The organism is Flavobacterium tructae (assembly GCF_001853485.1).
Taxonomy (GTDB): Bacteria; Bacteroidota; Bacteroidia; order Flavobacteriales; family Flavobacteriaceae; genus Flavobacterium; species Flavobacterium tructae.
Genome location: NZ_MIKE01000011.1, coordinates 1,257,417 through 1,274,654 on the forward strand (window position 1 = coordinate 1,257,417; position 17,238 = coordinate 1,274,654).

Below are 17,238 nucleotides of genomic sequence, written 5' to 3' on the forward strand. Positions count from 1 at the left end.
CATTTTTTCAATAACTAAAAAAGTAAGCTTATGTATGTAGTAAAAAGAGATGGCCATAAAGAGCCGGTAATGTTTGATAAGATTACAGAAAGAATCAAAAAATTGTGTTATGGTTTAAATGAACTTGTAGATCCTGTTAAGGTGGCGATGAGGGTTATTGAAGGATTGTACGATGGGGTTTCGACTTCTGAGTTGGATAATCTTGCGGCAGAAACGGCGGCTTCTATGACGATTGCGCATCCTGATTATGCACAATTGGCGGCACGTGTGGCAATTTCAAATCTACATTCCAATACCAAGAAATCGTTCTCAGAAACGATGAAGGATATGTACAATTATGTAAATCCAAGAAACGGACAAGATGCTCCGTTACTTTCGGATGAAGTATTTAAAGTAATTCAGGAAAACTCTGCTTTCTTAGATTCTCATATCATTTACACAAGAGATTTTAATTACGATTACTTTGGTTTTAAAACCTTAGAACGTTCTTATCTGTTAAAAATAAACGGTAAAATCGTCGAAAGACCACAGCACATGTTAATGCGTGTTTCGGTTGGTATTCACCTTGACGATTTAAAAGCTGTAATTGAAACCTACGACTTAATGTCTAAAAAGTTCTTTACGCATGCAACGCCAACGTTGTTTAATGCCGGAACTCCAAAACCACAAATGTCTTCTTGTTTCCTATTGGCCATGCAGGACGATAGTATTGATGGTATTTATGATACTTTAAAACAAACCGCTAAAATTTCACAATCGGCGGGAGGAATCGGACTTTCTATTCATAACGTTCGTGCGACGGGATCATACATTCGTGGTACAAACGGAACTTCAAACGGAATTGTTCCGATGTTGAGAGTTTTCAACGATACTGCTCGTTATGTAGACCAAGGTGGCGGAAAACGTAAAGGAAGTTTTGCGATTTACATCGAAACCTGGCATGCTGATATCTTTGATTTCTTAGATTTAAAGAAAAACACAGGGAAAGAAGAAATGCGTGCGAGAGATTTATTCTTCGCAATGTGGACTTCAGATTTATTCATGAAACGTGTACAGGAAGATACTACCTGGACTTTAATGTGTCCTAATGAGTGTCCTGGTTTGTACGATGTTTATGGAGAAGAATTTGAAGCGTTGTATACCGATTATGAATTTAGAGGAAAAGGTAGAAAAACGATTCGTGCACGTGAATTATGGGAGAAAATCCTGGAATCACAAATCGAAACGGGAACACCGTATATGTTGTACAAAGATGCAGCAAACCGTAAATCAAATCACAAGAATTTAGGAACCATTCGTTCGTCTAACTTGTGTACTGAGATTATGGAGTACACTTCTAAAGATGAAATTGCAGTTTGTAACCTGGCTTCTATTTCATTACCAATGTTTATTGATAACGGAAAATTCGATCACGAAGCGCTTTACAATGTAACGAAACGCGTAACACGTAACCTGAACAAAGTAATCGACAGAAACTATTACCCGGTTAAGGAAGCTGAAAATTCTAACCTTCGTCACCGTCCGGTGGGATTAGGAGTGCAAGGTTTAGCAGATGCTTTTATCATGTTGCGTATGCCATTTACAAGTGATCAGGCTAAAGCATTAAACCAGGAAATTTTCGAAACTTTATACTTTGCAGCTGTAACCGCTTCTATGGAAATGGCAAAAGAAGAAGGACCGTATTCAACTTTCGCAGGTTCTCCAATGTCACAGGGAGAATTCCAATACAATATGTGGGGATTGAAAGACGAAGAATTATCAGGTCGTTGGGACTGGGCTTCTTTAAGAAAAGAAGTAATGGAGCACGGAGTTCGTAACTCATTATTAGTTGCGCCAATGCCAACAGCTTCGACTTCGCAGATTCTTGGAAACAATGAAGCTTTCGAACCGTATACCTCAAACATTTATACACGTCGTGTATTGTCTGGAGAATTCATCGTAGTAAACAAACATTTACTTCATGATTTAGTAGACAGAGGTTTGTGGAACGAAGATTTGAAACAAGAAATTATGCGTCATAACGGATCTGTTCAAAACATTGATATTATCCCACAAGATTTAAAAGATCTTTATAAAACAGTTTGGGAAATGTCGATGAAAGACATTATCGATATGTCACGTCAAAGAGGTTACTTCATTGATCAATCACAATCGTTAAACTTGTTCATGCAGGATGCTAACTATTCTAAACTAACGTCTATGCATTTCTATGCTTGGCAATCAGGTTTAAAAACAGGAATGTATTACCTAAGAACAAAATCAGCAGTTGATGCGATTAAGTTTACGTTGAACAACGATAAAAAAGAAGAAACAAGCCCAACTTTAGTTCCGGAAACTGAAGCAATCAGCGTTGAGGATTATAAAGCAATGTTGCTAAAAGCACAAGCTGGAGATCCTGAAGATTGTGAAATGTGTGGATCTTAATTTTTTTTAGAAGAAAGAAGATAGAGTAAAGAAAATAGAGTAGTGATTATTTTTATTCTTAAGTTTATAGAAAGCAGTTATCGTAAGGGTAGCTGCTTTTTTTGTTGTCGTTTGTTTTTTTCAATGTAGAGGAACGAGGTGTTTTTGTCCACTGCTATTTTAATATTGTCCAGGGTTTCAACCGTTAAATACACTGTATTTTGTCATAGGTTCCCCAGACTTGAAACTATAACTTGTAATGTATATAAATGTTGTAAAGCGCGTAATATCCCATAAAAAAATCCGTTCTAATTATTACCAAAGATTTTAAAGCCTTAGCACCTTAGTAACTAAGCATCTCAGAACCTTCTCTTTAAACCTTTAAGAGAAAGTCAAGTCTTATTGTAATACTTTCTGAATTATGAAAAAAAGCAATCTTTGGTCATTACGATTGGGTTTTTCCGGAAAAGAATCCGATGCGATTGAAAAATTGGGAATAGAAAAATTCCTGAAGCAGTCTTATCAATCAAAATTTGATACCCAGCTCCCCGCTTTTCTGGAAGATGATCCCAAAACATTATTAGAACTCAAAGAACTTAAAGAGTCTATTAAAGTCGCAGATTCAGAGGAAAAAAAGAAAGCGCTGAAAAAAGAATTTTACTCCGCTGTGGAGTTGAGAAAATGGTGGATCGGAAAAATGCGTAATGACGAATTTCCATTACGGGAGAACATGGTTTGCTTTTGGCACAATCACTTTGTCTCTACTTCTCAAAAAGTAAAAGTCAATTACTGGATTTACCAGCACAATATGATTTTACGTGAACATGCCTTTGGAAACTTTAAAGAGCTTACCAAGCAAATCATAAAATCGAATGCTATGGTGAAGTATCTGGATAATGTCGATAATAAAAAAGGGAAATACAACGAGAATCTCAGTCGTGAATTATTGGAACTGTTCACCATTGGAATTGGAAACTACACCGAAAACGACATTAAGAACGGTGCAAGAGCTCTGGCGGGACTCAATTATGGCGACAACAGAGCTGCTTACAGACGGTTTGCTGAAGATGATACAGACAAAATGTATTTTGGTAAAACTGGAAATTGGAAAGCAGATGATTTGGTCGATATTATTTTCGAACAGAAAAACATTCCATATCTCATTACCCGAAAAATTCTGGAATGGTTCATTTATGACAATCCACCTGAAGATTTGGTCACTTACTATGGGGATTATTTTAGAAAGGTGAAATTTGAAATACAGCCTTTATTGACTAAGATCTTTACCGAAGAGTATAAGAAAGAGAATTCAGGAACTAAAATCAAAGATCCGTTAGTTTATATTTTGCAGCTTTTAAATGAACTGCATATCGACGATCTTGATGAGGGTATGATTTTGTTTTTTCTGAAGCAACAAGGAATGGATTTGTACAATCAGGTTAATGTGAAAGGCTGGGAGGGAGGGAATTCCTGGCTGACTTCTCAGGTGTATCTGCAGCGCAACAACACAGCCGACTTACTTTGTTCAGGAAAAAGTATCACTCGAAAAACTTTGAACACAATGACCGCTGATGATGAAAAACCAAAACCGCAGTTTGAAAAAGTGGATGTAAAAATAGACTTTGATACCAATGGTACTAATAAAACGATCATCACGGAACTGTCAAACAGATTATTGTTTAAAGTAAATGATTCGATGCAAAAAGACATGGAGAATTTACTAAAATACGATTTCGATCCAAAAGAGGAACACGCCAATTTTGCCGTAATTCGGCTCTTCAATTATATTACAAAACTGCCCGAGTATCAATTAATTTAGAAGTTATTATCATGAACAGAAGGAATTTTCTAACGCTTACAGGAACTCTTACCGGCGGAATGTTGGTACTTCCTGATTTTTTACACGCATTTGGTTCGCAGAGCAGTTTAATTGTAGGGGAGCAATGTGTGGTGTTTGTTCAGTTAAATGGTGGGAATGATGGTCTGAATACTTTTATTCCGTACGACAATCCCTTATATTATGACTACCGTACAAAAATAGCTTTGAATAAAGACATTGTTATTGGTAAAAATAAAGGAATGGCATTTCATCCGGCATTGAAAGATCTGGCTCAGATACAACAAAACGGAGATTTGACTGTAATTCAAAATGTAGGTTATCCCGAACCCATTCGATCACACTTTAGAAGTCAGGAAATTTGGCAAACCGCAACAGATTCTAATAAGTATAGTAACGAAGGCTGGTTAGGGCGTTATTTAGATTTACAATGCAACGGACATCAGGCTACGGCGGGAATAAATCTGGATTCGATCGATAATTTAGCTTTAAAAGGGAATGAGCCTAATTTTATAACCGTAAAAGACCCAAACCGATTTAAGGTAAAATCAGATAAAGAAGTAAATGTAACCTTGTCTGATAATCCGCAATTGGATTTTGTTCGAAAAATTGCCAATTCGGTTACAGAAGGATCGGATGAGATTCAGAAGGCATTGGCAAAATCAAAGGCGGAAATTAGTTATTCGAAAACAGAATTGTCTAAAAACCTGGAATGGATTGGCCGACTAATTAAAGGAAATCTAAATTCGAAAGTATATTATACCTCGCTGGGTGGATTTGACACTCATGACAATCAGCTGGCTTTGCACGAAAGAAAATTAGGGGAGCTGAATGACGCCTTGTATAGTTTTTATCAGGATTTGAAACAGGCAAAGCTGCTTCAGAATGTAACGGTCGTAGTTTTTTCTGAATTTGGAAGACGTGTTAGAGATAACGGAAATGGTACAGATCACGGAACTGCGGCGCCAATGTTTATAATTGGTGGAAACAACCAAGGAACAATTTTAGGTAAGAACCCTGATTTATCTAATTTGGATAACGGAGATTTGAAATATGAAATTGATTTTAGAAGTGTGTACGCCTCATTATTACAGCAAAAAATGAATTTCGATTATACTAAAATAGGAATTAAGAATGCACCGGTTTCAGGATTATTTTAGGATTGCGAGATAGTCACGAATTCACGAATTTTTTGTTTAAAAGCTGCAATAGTTTGAAATCATTTGTGAATTCGTGGCGAAAAAACGTAGCACATTAGTACCTCAGAACCTTAGCATCTTCAAAAAACCAATTGTAAATATCTCATTTTAAGAGGATATTTTTATATTATCTTACAAAACATCATAAATTTGTTAAGAAATCCTTTTTTGTTTCATAAAAAGTATTATTTTTTTTGGTGCGGTAAAAATAATTTATACATTCGCAGAGTATTTATTGAAAAACACAAACAAAATGACTAATAACCGTTTTTATTTTAGCAACTCTTTTTATTTCTTCTTTAGTAGAAGTGAGGATTGTGCTATGGTTATTTGAGAAAATTAAAAGACAAATAAAACTAATATACAATCCTGATGCAAATCAGGATTTTTTTTTGAATATATGACAACGAAAATTGCAATACAAGGTATTAAAGGATCTTTTCATCATCAGGTAGTGAAGGAGTATTTCTCTGAAAACGTGTACATTGATGAGTGTTTATCTTTTGAAGAATTAATTGACAGTCTACTTTCAGGAAAATCAGAGCAGGCAGTAATGGCTATTGAAAATTCGATTGCGGGGCCAATTATTCCGAATTATGCCTTGATTGATAAGAATAATATTCACATTATCGGAGAGCATTATTTGAATATTCACCAAAATTTAATGGCTTTAAAAGGTCAGAAAATTGAGGATATAAAAGAGGTTCATTCACATCCGATGGCCTTATTGCAATGCATGGATTTTTTGAAACAATACCCCAATATTAAATTGGTTGAGGATAAAGATACGGCCGAAACAGCAAGAAGAATTCAGGAGAAACAATTGACCGGAATTGCAGCGATCGCAAGTAAAACGGCTTCAGAAATGTACAATTTAGAAATTATTGCTCCTGAAATCCAAACCATCAAAAACAATATGACCCGCTTTGTAATCATTAAAAAGGAGAATTCATTTTTGCCGGAAAATGAAATTAACAGAGCCTCAATTAAATTTGAACTGGATCATAAGAGAGGAAGTCTGGCAGCGGTTTTAAATGTAATGAGTGACTGCAAATTGAATTTGACGAAAATTCAGTCCCTTCCAAAAATTGAAACACCTTGGAAATATGCGTTTTTCGTAGACGTAACCTTTGAGAAATATGAGGATTTTGCAAAAGCCAAATCGTTATTAAACATTATGGCAGAGTATTTTAAAGTATTGGGAGAATACAAAAACACCAAGCCTTTAAGTGAGTCTTAAAGTTGAAAAGTCGAAAATAATAAAGTTAAAAAAATAATATAGCAAATTAAAAAGTTTAAATGAGCCTAAAGCATACAGCTTAAAGCCTAAAGCAAAAAAAAATGATCACAACAGCAAAACGATTAGATACAGTTGAAGAATACTACTTCTCCTCAAAATTGAGAGAAGTTCGTCAACTGCAATCTGAAGGGAAACCTATCATCAATATGGGCATCGGAAGCCCTGATTTGAGTCCGTCTAAAGCAGTAATTGAAGCGGTAGCCGCAGCAATTCAGGAGGAAAACGGACATGGCTATCAAAGCTATCAGGGGTTGCCGGAATTGAGAAAAGGGATGGCTGATTTTTATCAGAATCAGTTTGGTGTTGTGTTGAATCCGAACAATGAGATTTTACCGTTGATGGGTTCGAAAGAAGGAATTATGCACATTTCGTTAGCATTTTTAAATGAAGGCGATCATGTTTTAATTCCGAATCCGGGTTATCCAACTTATACTTCGGTAACCAATTTGGTTGGAGCAGTTCCGGTTTATTATGATTTGAAAGAAGCAAATGCGTGGGAGCCGGATTTTGAAGCTTTAGAGAAATTGGATCTTTCGAAGGTAAAAATTATGTGGCTGGGGTATCCCCATATGCCAACGGGAGCAAGAGGAAGCTTGACGTTATTCGAAAAACTGGTTGCTTTTGCTAAAAAACACAAGATATTATTGGTCAACGACAATCCGTATAGTTTTGTTTTAAATGATAATCCAATGAGTTTGCTGCAGGTTGAAGGGGCAAAGGATGTGGCTTTAGAATTGAATTCATTGAGTAAAACATTCAATATGGCCGGCTGGAGAGTTGGAATGGTTTTAGGAAATCCTGAAATTATAGATGCTGTTTTGAAAGTAAAAAGCAATATGGACAGCGGTATGTTTTACGGAATTCAGAAAGGCGCTGTTGCAGCTTTAAATTGTGATAGAAGCTGGTTCGAAGATCAAAATGTAATTTACAGACGCCGTAGAGAATTAACAGAAAAATTAGCAGAGAAATTGGGCTGCGAAGTTTATAAAGAAGGTGTTGGACTATTTGTCTGGGCAAAACTTCCGGAAGGAATAGCATCAGCAGAGAAGTTCATCGACGAAATATTATATGAGAAACATATTTTCATCACGCCGGGAACTATTTTCGGAAGCAATGGCGAAGGATACATCAGATTCTCATTGTGTGTAAAAGAAGAAAAAGTACAAGAAGCGATAGAGCGATTTTAGGGATTAAGATTTTAGAATCAAGAGTCTAGATTTTTATCCAGATGTTAGGCTGAGCGAAGTCGAAGCCCACATTCCAATTGGAGCGCGACCTTCAACTTTGCTCAGGGAGACAAATAAGATCAAAAATTGGAAATTAAAGAAATAGTATGAAAATATACGTAATAGGAATAGGATTAATTGGCGGTTCGATGGTGTTGGACATCAAGGACCAACATCCAAATGCCGCTGTTTTTGGAATTGACAGTAACGAAAAACACCTGCAGGAAGCAATTGATTTAGGAGTTATTGATCAGGAAGGACATTTTGAAGATTTATCAGGAGCTGATTTTGTAATTGTTTCGGTTCCTGTAGATGTGGCGCTAACGGTTTTACCAAAAGTATTGGATTTAGTGGGCGACAAAACAATTGTTTTTGAAGTAGGGTCGACTAAAAAACCAATTTGTGATGCAGTAGCAAGCCACCCAAAGAGAAGAAATTTTATTGCGACACATCCAATAGCGGGTACAGAGTTCTCAGGACCTTCGGCGGCGATAAGAGGGTTGTTTAAAGGGAAAACGAATATTATTTGTGAGGTGGAAAAAACCACTTTTAAATTGCAGGAAAAAGCATTGAAACTTTTCAGCGAAATAGGAATGAGGATTCGATACATGGATCCGGTGTCGCACGACAAACACATTGCTTATGTGTCGCATTTATCGCACATCAGTTCGTTTATGCTCGGGAAAACGGTCATGAATAAAGAAAAAGACGAGCAGGATATTTTCGATATGGCGGGAAGCGGATTTGAAAGTACAGTGCGTCTGGCCAAAAGTTCTCCTGCAATGTGGACCCCCATTTTTGAGCAGAATAAAGAATACGTTCTCGAAACTTTAGAAGCATACATTTCAAATCTCAGTCGGTTTAGAGATTTGCTGAAAGAAGAAGATTATAGCGCCATTTTTGAAGAAATGGAAAGCACCAATAAAATTAAAGAAATACTAAACGGATTAACAATTAAAAAATAAACTATAACAAAGATGGAAAATAAGAAAGAAATGAGAAAGTGGTTAGAAGATTTCAATTTAAATCACCCACTTGTGATAGCAGGACCATGCAGCGCAGAAACAGAAGATCAGGTATTGAAGATTGCACGTGAGTTGAAAGATTCAAAAGTTAGCGTATTCAGAGCGGGAATCTGGAAACCAAGAACGCGTCCGGGAGGATTTGAGGGTGTCGGGGAAATTGGTTTGAAATGGTTACAAAAAGCGAAAGCTGAAACCGGTTTATTAATGGGAACTGAAGTAGCAACTGCAGCACACTGTAAATTGGCTTTAGAACACGATATCGACGTTTTATGGGTGGGTGCCCGTACAACAGCAAACCCTTTTGCAGTTCAGGAAATTGCAGATACTTTGAAAGGAACAGATAAAATCGTTTTGGTTAAAAACCCGGTAAACCCTGATTTAGCTTTATGGTTAGGTGGTGTGGAGCGTTTGCACATGGCAGGAATCGAAAAATTAGGAGTGATTCACAGAGGATTTTCGACTTACGAAAAAACAAAATACAGAAACATTCCGGAATGGCAAATTGCAATTGAATTGCAAAATAAATTCCCTGATCTACCATTAATCATCGATCCGTCTCATATTACCGGAAACCGTAACATGATTTTCGAAGTGACTCAGGAAGCTTTGGATTTGAATTACGATGGTATGATTATCGAAACGCATTACGATCCGGACAATGCCTGGAGTGATGCCGCTCAACAAGTAACTCCGGATGCCTTGAAGCAAATCATAAAAGATTTGACCATCAGAAAAACGGATGATACTACAGATGAGTACAACCAAAAAATGAAGAAATTAAGAGCAAACATTGACGTTTTGGATGCTAACTTATTAGAGTTGCTTGGAAAACGTATGAAAGTTGCTGATGAAATCGGACAGGTGAAAAAAGATGCAAACGTTGCGATTCTTCAAAATAACCGTTGGAATGAAATCTTAGGAAAAATGATTTTGGAAGGAGAGAAAAAAGGACTTACCGAAGAATTCGTTTTGAGAATGTTTAAAGCAATTCACCAGGAGAGTATCGGTCATCAGGAAAAAGTATTCAATGCATAATTTTTTCTAAGCACATAAGTGATATAAGTTAATTAGAACTTTTTAAACGCTGCTCTGCGATTTTCTTATGTCACAATTTTAAAAATAGATTGTTTTTTTTTACATTAAATCTCCTTTGCTTTTGGGCTTTGGAGATTTTTTTTTGAAATAAATAGTATCTTCCCAACCTTTTGATGTTTTTTGTTCTCTATAAAAGTATAAACCTAAATTTTCGTATCATGAAGTCAAAATTGTTTTCGTCTGTGCCGGGCATTTTTCGGATGAATTTGCATGTATTGTTTTTATTCTTTTTGTTTATGGGAATAAAAAGTTTCGCACAAAGTCCTGAACTAACGGTTAAAGGGGAGGATGCTGAAAAAGTGAGAATGAACAAACTTTTCGTCAATGTAAAAGTGGTAGGAAACATTGCTTATACTACTGCCGAAATGCACTTTTTTAATTCAGGAACCCGTCAGATGGAGGCAGAACTTATTTTTCCGTTACCGGAAAATGTTTCGGTTTCCAGATATGCTATTGATATTAACGGAAAAATACGTGAAGCAGTTCCGGTTAATAAAAATAAAGGGAAACAGGTTTTTGAAGCGATTGAACATCGTGGTGTTGACCCGGGATTACTGGAGAAAGTAGATGGAAATAATTTTAGAACCAGAATTTATCCGTTACTGCCAAATGGAGAACGAACCGTGATTATTGGTTACGAAGAAGAACTTTCGGCTTTTGATAAAGACAATCTGGTGTATCAATTGATGAGTCGTTTTCCAAAAAAAATAGATCAGTTTGAAATTAATGTATCAGTTTTAGGAGCTTCAACGGCACCAACAGTTACTGAGAATTCAGGAAACGAGATTACTTTTTCAAAATGGAACCAATCTTTTCAGGCTTCGATCAAAAAAGAAAACTATCAGCCTGCAGAAAAAATAGTTTTTAAAATTCCATTGCAGCAGAATATTCCAAGTGTATTGATGCAGGATGTTGGTGGCCAACATTATTTTTACGGGAATACTTTTGTAGAAGGGAATAAAACAGTGAAAAAGACACCAGCTTCGATTGGTTTAATTTGGGATAACTCGCTTAGCTGTCAGAATAGAGATTTAAAAAAGGAACTGGATTTGTTAAATGTTTATTTCCAGAAAATAAAAAATACAAAAGTTACCCTGTACTTTTTGAACTATACTTTCGAAAAACGAAAAGAATTTGTAGTTTCTGATGGAAATTGGGCCGAATTAAAAACAGTTTTAGAAAATACGAAATACGATGGCGGAACTCGTTTTTCACAAATCAGTTTTGAAAACCAGGATGAATTTTTATTTTTCACAGATGGATTATCTTCTTTGAGTGAAAATCTTTTACCCAAAACGAAGAAACCTCTTTACATAATTACCTCTTCAGTTTCTTCAGATTTTGCTTTTCTCAACTTTTCTTCAATGAAAACCGGCGGAAATTTCATCAATTTAAATCAGATAAATGCTGAAGCTGCTTTAGATAAATTGGTAAATACTAATTTAAAGTTTCTTGGAATAAAGGAGAATTTAACGGTAACTGATGTATTGCCGATAGAAGGGACTTCGGTTTCGGGAAATTTTAGTTTTTCGGGGATTTCTTTGAATCCGAAAAATGAGATTACACTTCTTTTTGGTTACGGCAACCAAGTAGTTTTGGAACGAAAAATTACGCTTGAAGCTGCTATTCAAGATACCAAAGAAGTAAATATTGAAAAACTTTGGGCGCAGAAAAAAATTGCCAATCTTGATTTTCAATATGACAAAAATGCAGATGAAATCGAGCTTCTGGGCAAGAAATACGGAATCATAACGAAGAATACGTCATTGATTGTTCTGGAAGATATTCGCGATTATATTTCTTATGATATTATTCCGCCAGCAGAATTGCGTGCCGAATTTGACCGAATTAAAAAACAGGAACATGATGCTACACTGGCGCAGCAAAAAAATAATTGGGAAAGTATTGAAAATTATTTTAAGGAATTAAATATTTGGTGGAAAAAGAATGTTCAATATAAAGGGCAGAAAATTGCGTCTAAGTATAAATACAAAAGGCAACTTCCGCCGCCTGGTTTAGGTAGAGATGGAGGCACAGTTTATCAAGAGACTATAAAAGGAGATCCTGATGCAGTCTTGACCGTAGATGAACCTGTTGGTGCAGGAACAGCCGCGACAGTAATTGAAGACAACAATGTATATAATACTGCTTCTGCACCAAAAGTAGATCAGGTTAAATTTGTTGCGCCAGTGGTAGCAAAAGCGGAAGAAGTTACTGAGGATATACCAAAAATTGCTGATATAAAAGATAAAAAAGTAGGAAGCGAAGAAATTAATAAAGTTTCAAACAGCGCAGAATTACAAGAAGTAGTTGTAGTAGGGTATGGTACTCAAAAAAAAACAGATTTAACAGGAGCTCTTGAAGAAGGCACATCAAAAAATAAAGATTTTTCAGAAGATTCAAATTTTAATAGAGGTTATTTAGCCGGAGATTCAAAAAAGCCTTTAATTATTGTTGATGGTCAGTTTTATGAGGGTGAATTAACCGATTTAAAGTCAGATGATATCGCTTCGGTAGAGGTGTTGAAAGATCCGTCGAGAATTTCTACATATGGTAGCAGAGGGGCAAATGGAGTTATTATCATAACAACGAAAAAGGACTCTTCAAATAGTGGAGTTGTCCAAACAAAAAGTTGGAATCCAGATCGATTGTATTTAAAAGCGTTGGCCTCAGCTCCAAAAGAAAAACAATATGATTTGTATTTTGAATTACGAAAAGCACAGGAAAGGAACCCAAGTTTTTATTTTGATGTGGCTCATTTTTTCTACAATCAGGGCGATGTAAAAAAAGCGTTGCTGATCCTTAGTAATATTGCTGATTTAGGGTTAGAGAATCATCAGCTTTATAAAACTTTGACTTATACTTTGCGTCAGTGGAAAGATCATAATGATGCAGTTTTTACTGCAAAACAAGTGGTAAAATGGAGAGAACATGAACCACAGAGTCTTAGAGATTATGCTTTAACACTTGAAGATGCAGGAAAATATCAAGAAGCTTTTGATCAATTAATTAAAGCGCTTGAAGTGAATTATTATGGAGAAATGAGTGGCCAGTATGAAGGTGTAGAGGATATTATTCTAATGGATGTTAATCGAATGATAACAGAACATTCTGGCATAAAAACGGGTAAGCTTGATAAAAAGTACCTTGCAAAAATGCCGGTTGATATCAGAGTTATCATGAACTGGAACCAAATGGATGTTGATTTGGATTTACATGTAATTGAGCCAACAAATGAAGAATGTTATTACAGCCATACTTCTACACAAATTGGAGGAAGATTTTCTAAAGATTTTACAGAAGGTTATGGGCCGGAGCAATATATAATTCGAAATGCAATAAAGGGAAAATATAAAATTAAAACCGATTATTTTGGAGAAACTGAATTAACTGAAAATGGTCCAGCAACATTAATGGTCGAAATTTATATTACAAGAGCAGGAAAAACGTCCAGAACTTTAAAAACGATTCAGTTAGGAAAAGTTAAAGAGAATGATATTTTAGCCGAAATTATCTGGTAAATCTTTCAAATAAAGAGTAAGCCTTTAATTTTAAAAGGCGAAGTTGCGTTGTTCAATTCTAAAAATGTAATTTTGCCTTTTATTTTTTAGTTCAAGGAATAATCTAAAAACTAAAATCAGCAATCTAAAAATATAGAATGACAGGAATCGTATATAAATCTACAGGAAGTTGGTACACTGTGAAATCAGAAAAGGGTGATTTTATAGAATGCCGTATGAAAGGGAAGTTTAGGATGAAGGGTATTAAAAGTACTAATCCAATTGCTGTAGGTGATATTGTTGATTATGAATTGGAGCAAACTTCAGATGCGGTAACCGGAACGATTTTTAATATTCACGAAAGAAAAAACTATATCGTTCGTAAATCGGTTAATTTATCCAAACAGATTCATATTATTGCTTCTAATATTGATCAGGTTTTTTTACTGATTACGATTAATAATCCGCCAACAACAACGAGTTTTATAGATCGTTTTCTAGTTACGGCCGAAGCGTATGGAATTGAAGCTGTTTTGATTTTTAATAAAATCGATACTTTGGATGAAAATACTTTGGACGAACAGCTTTATCTACAGCACATTTATCAGGAAATAGGATATAAGTGTCTGCGTATTTCTTCGACAGAGAATAAAGGAGTGGATAAGCTTAAAGAAATGATGGTGGGTAAAGTAAGTATGTTTTCCGGACATTCCGGTGTTGGAAAATCAACATTGGTTAATGCGATGGAACCAAGTTTGCATCTTAAAACTACTGTAATTTCAGAACAAAGCAAACAAGGACAGCATACCACCACTTTTGCCGAAATGTACGATCTGTCTTTTAATGCACAGATTATCGATACCCCGGGAATAAAAGGTTTTGGAATTGTTGATATGGAACCTTCAGAAATAAGCGGTTATTTTCCGGAATTCTTCCGATTAAAAGATCAGTGCAAGTTTAACAACTGTTTACATAAAGAAGAACCACACTGTGCGATCAAAGCCGCTTTGGAAAAAGATGAAATCGCCTGGTCCCGCTATAATAGTTATCTTAAGATTTTGGAAGGAGACGAAGAGCATTACCGCACGGATACTTATGGTGATGATCGTGCAGCGAGTGATGAAACGAGAAAATAAATTCAGTTAAAAGGTCGATGTTTAAAAAGTTTCGAAAGGACTCTTTTAAACTTTTTGGCTTTATAACTTTCAACTTTAAGACTTACATAAATGAGAATAGTACTGCAAAGAGTTTCAGAAGCATCCGTAACAGTCGATCAGAAAAAAGTTGCAGATATCCAGAAAGGTTTATTGGTTTTAGTGGGAATAGAAGAAACCGATACGCAGGAAGATATTGATTGGCTGGTGGGTAAAATCATCAAAATGAGAATTTTTGCAGACGAAAACGATGTTATGAATTGCTCTATTCAGGATATCGATGGAGATATTATTGTAGTGAGCCAATTTACGCTTCACGCTTCTACCAAAAAGGGGAATCGCCCTTCATATATAAAAGCAGCAAAACCAGACTTTGCAATACCTATGTATGAGAATTTTTTAAAATCCTTAGAAAGGGAATTCAATAAAAAAATACAGGCAGGAATTTTCGGTGCCGATATGAAAGTTAGCCTGGTAAATGACGGACCTGTAACTATTTTAATAGACAGTAAAAACAGAGATTAAAAAAATATTAGACGAGTGTTAAGAATTTCTAAAAAAAAATTATATTTGGCGAAATTACTTACTAAATGAAAAGCCTAGTTCTTACGTTATTTTTCTTCTTTTTCACCTTTATTTTAACAGCTCAGAAGAGCGAATATAGTTCAGCTGCAATTGCCGACAGTCTTAAAGAAAATGCCAATGCAGTAGTTCGTTTCGATCAGATTGATATAGCGATTTTGTCTCAACGAACTATGAACGCTAAAAATCGTCGTGTTGTTACGGTTTTAAACGAAAAAGGACTTAGCGCAATACAAGCTCATGAATATTATGATAAATCAACTTCGGTGAGAAGTATTGAAGCGGTAGTTTATGATGCTTTTGGTAAGGAAATTAAAAAAGTAAAAAGGAAAGATTTTAAAGATCAGAGCGTTGTTGGAGGTAGTACGCTCTTTTCTGATAGCCGTGTTATATATTTAGACTATACTCCAATTTCCTACCCTTTCACAGTTGAGTTTAGCAGTGAGGTCCAAACTTCTTCAACTGCTTTTATTCCAAGTTGGATGCCTTTAAAAGGGTTCTATTCCAGCATTGAAAAAGCAGTTCTAAATGTCGTCTATCCTGCTGATTTGGGATTTAAAAAGAAAGAACTTCAATTTTCAGGGTTCAACGTAAAGAAAACAACCGATACCAGTACACAGCTTTCTTATACTGCAAGTACTATTTTAGCCCAAAAACAGGAAGATTATAGTCCGGTATACAGAGATCTTTTTCCTAAAGTTATGATGGGATTAGAACATTTTCATCTGGAAGGGGTTGACGGTACCGCCACAAATTGGACTGATTTTGGCAAATGGTATTCTGAAAAAATACTTTCCGGAACAACCGATTTGCCAGAGGAAACCAAAGTTAAAATAAAAGCGATTGTTGGCAACGAAAAAGACCCGATTAAAAAAGCAAAATTGGTTTACGATTTTGTTCAAAAAAAATCCAGATATGTAAGTATTCAGGTTGGAATTGGTGGTTGGAAACCGATGCTGGCGACCGATGTTGACCGCTTGGGTTATGGCGATTGTAAAGCTTTAACCAATTATACTAGAGCACTTTTACAAGCTGTAGATGTTCCGTCTTATAATACAATTTTATACGGAGATTCTAATAAAACAAATATCGAGTCTGATTTTGTTTCCATGCAGGGAAATCACATGATTCTATCAATTCCGAATGGTAGTCAGTATACCTGGTTAGAATGTACAAGTCAGGACGATCCTTTTGGATATCAGGGAACTTTTACCGATGATAGAGATGTATTGGTTGTTAAACCTGAGGGAGCAGAAATTGTAAGGACTAATATCTATGAAGATAAGGGTAATACTCAAATCGAAAAAGGAACTTATACAATAGATGAAAGCGGACATTTTTCCGGTTCTATTTTAATAAATTCAGAAGGTTCTCAATACGCTTCGAAAACACGAATAGAGCATTTACAGCCAACGGAAAAAGAAGCACATTACAAAGAGTATTGGGATAACATCAACAATCTGAAATTGGGTAAGATAACTTTGAACAATAACAAAGAGACAATACGTTTTACCGAAGATGTCCAGCTTAGTGCTTTGAATTATGCAACAGTTTCAGGGAATAAACTAATTTTTGTCGTTGATGCCTTTAATCAAAGTGCCACGAACGTAAAGAGAATCCGAAACAGAAAAAACCCCTTTCAGATTCAGCGTGGATATGCAGATACAGATGAGATTGAGGTCAATTTGCCAGTAGGTTTTGCTATAGAATTTTTGCCTTCAAACTTTGAGTTAAAAGGGAAGTTCGGCGAATATAAAACTGAAATCATCAAAAAAGAAAATAATAAATTACTCTACAAACGCTCATTGTTTTTGAATAAAGGAAAATATTCCAACAAAGAATACGATGACTATCGTCTTTTTATGGAGCAGATAGCAAAAAATGATAATGCCAAAATTATACTAACCAAGAATTAAT

Annotated in this window: 11 protein-coding genes; all 11 read left to right on the forward strand. The window is 35.6% G+C overall.

The window, feature by feature from the left end; translation table 11 throughout:
- Positions 1–30: 30 nt before the first annotated feature.
- Positions 31–2,424 (forward strand): ribonucleoside-diphosphate reductase subunit alpha, encoded by a 2,394-nt coding sequence (locus BHE19_RS07430; RefSeq protein WP_017496179.1) that lies wholly within the window; start codon positions 31–33, stop codon positions 2,422–2,424.
- 400 nt (positions 2,425–2,824) lie between these two features.
- Positions 2,825–4,222 (forward strand): DUF1800 domain-containing protein, encoded by a 1,398-nt coding sequence (locus tag BHE19_RS07435; RefSeq protein ID WP_070906527.1) that lies wholly within the window; start codon positions 2,825–2,827, stop codon positions 4,220–4,222.
- A gap of 11 nt (positions 4,223–4,233) precedes the next feature.
- Positions 4,234–5,400, forward strand: coding sequence for a DUF1501 domain-containing protein (locus BHE19_RS07440; protein WP_070906528.1), 1,167 nt, complete (start codon positions 4,234–4,236; stop codon positions 5,398–5,400).
- Positions 5,401–5,839: 439 nt separating this feature from the next.
- On the forward strand, positions 5,840–6,679 hold the full coding sequence (locus BHE19_RS07445; protein WP_070906529.1) for a prephenate dehydratase: 840 nt from the start codon (positions 5,840–5,842) through the stop codon (positions 6,677–6,679).
- A gap of 101 nt (positions 6,680–6,780) precedes the next feature.
- On the forward strand, positions 6,781–7,926 hold the full coding sequence (locus BHE19_RS07450) for a pyridoxal phosphate-dependent aminotransferase (RefSeq protein ID WP_070906530.1): 1,146 nt from the start codon (positions 6,781–6,783) through the stop codon (positions 7,924–7,926).
- A gap of 146 nt (positions 7,927–8,072) precedes the next feature.
- Positions 8,073–8,930 carry a prephenate dehydrogenase gene (locus tag BHE19_RS07455; protein ID WP_017496172.1) on the forward strand — a complete coding sequence of 286 codons (858 nt, stop codon included), beginning with the start codon at positions 8,073–8,075 and terminating at the stop codon, positions 8,928–8,930.
- 12 nt (positions 8,931–8,942) lie between these two features.
- Positions 8,943–10,025, forward strand: coding sequence for a bifunctional 3-deoxy-7-phosphoheptulonate synthase/chorismate mutase type II (locus BHE19_RS07460; protein ID WP_070906531.1), 1,083 nt, complete (start codon positions 8,943–8,945; stop codon positions 10,023–10,025).
- Between the two features lie 218 nt (positions 10,026–10,243).
- Positions 10,244–13,606 (forward strand): VIT domain-containing protein, encoded by a 3,363-nt coding sequence (locus tag BHE19_RS07465; protein WP_233431361.1) that lies wholly within the window; start codon positions 10,244–10,246, stop codon positions 13,604–13,606.
- Between the two features lie 137 nt (positions 13,607–13,743).
- Positions 13,744–14,721: a ribosome small subunit-dependent GTPase A gene (rsgA, locus tag BHE19_RS07470; RefSeq protein ID WP_026109952.1), complete on the forward strand. Its 978-nt coding sequence runs from the start codon at positions 13,744–13,746 to the stop codon at positions 14,719–14,721.
- Between the two features lie 90 nt (positions 14,722–14,811).
- Positions 14,812–15,264: a D-aminoacyl-tRNA deacylase gene (gene dtd, locus BHE19_RS07475; protein ID WP_070906533.1), complete on the forward strand. Its 453-nt coding sequence runs from the start codon at positions 14,812–14,814 to the stop codon at positions 15,262–15,264.
- Between the two features lie 65 nt (positions 15,265–15,329).
- Positions 15,330–17,237, forward strand: coding sequence for a DUF3857 domain-containing protein (locus BHE19_RS07480; RefSeq protein WP_070906534.1), 1,908 nt, complete (start codon positions 15,330–15,332; stop codon positions 17,235–17,237).
- Position 17,238: the final 1 nt, after the last annotated feature.

Coding starts and splice junctions, on each gene's coding strand:
- BHE19_RS07430 (WP_017496179.1), top strand. CDS start 31: ATGTATGTAGTAAAAAGAGATGGCCATAAAGAGCCGGTAATGTTTGAT.
- BHE19_RS07435 (WP_070906527.1), top strand. CDS start 2,825: ATGAAAAAAAGCAATCTTTGGTCATTACGATTGGGTTTTTCCGGAAAA.
- BHE19_RS07440 (WP_070906528.1), top strand. CDS start 4,234: ATGAACAGAAGGAATTTTCTAACGCTTACAGGAACTCTTACCGGCGGA.
- BHE19_RS07445 (WP_070906529.1), top strand. CDS start 5,840: ATGACAACGAAAATTGCAATACAAGGTATTAAAGGATCTTTTCATCAT.
- BHE19_RS07450 (WP_070906530.1), top strand. CDS start 6,781: ATGATCACAACAGCAAAACGATTAGATACAGTTGAAGAATACTACTTC.
- BHE19_RS07455 (WP_017496172.1), top strand. CDS start 8,073: ATGAAAATATACGTAATAGGAATAGGATTAATTGGCGGTTCGATGGTG.
- BHE19_RS07460 (WP_070906531.1), top strand. CDS start 8,943: ATGGAAAATAAGAAAGAAATGAGAAAGTGGTTAGAAGATTTCAATTTA.
- BHE19_RS07465 (WP_233431361.1), top strand. CDS start 10,244: ATGAAGTCAAAATTGTTTTCGTCTGTGCCGGGCATTTTTCGGATGAAT.
- rsgA (WP_026109952.1), top strand. CDS start 13,744: ATGACAGGAATCGTATATAAATCTACAGGAAGTTGGTACACTGTGAAA.
- dtd (WP_070906533.1), top strand. CDS start 14,812: ATGAGAATAGTACTGCAAAGAGTTTCAGAAGCATCCGTAACAGTCGAT.
- BHE19_RS07480 (WP_070906534.1), top strand. CDS start 15,330: ATGAAAAGCCTAGTTCTTACGTTATTTTTCTTCTTTTTCACCTTTATT.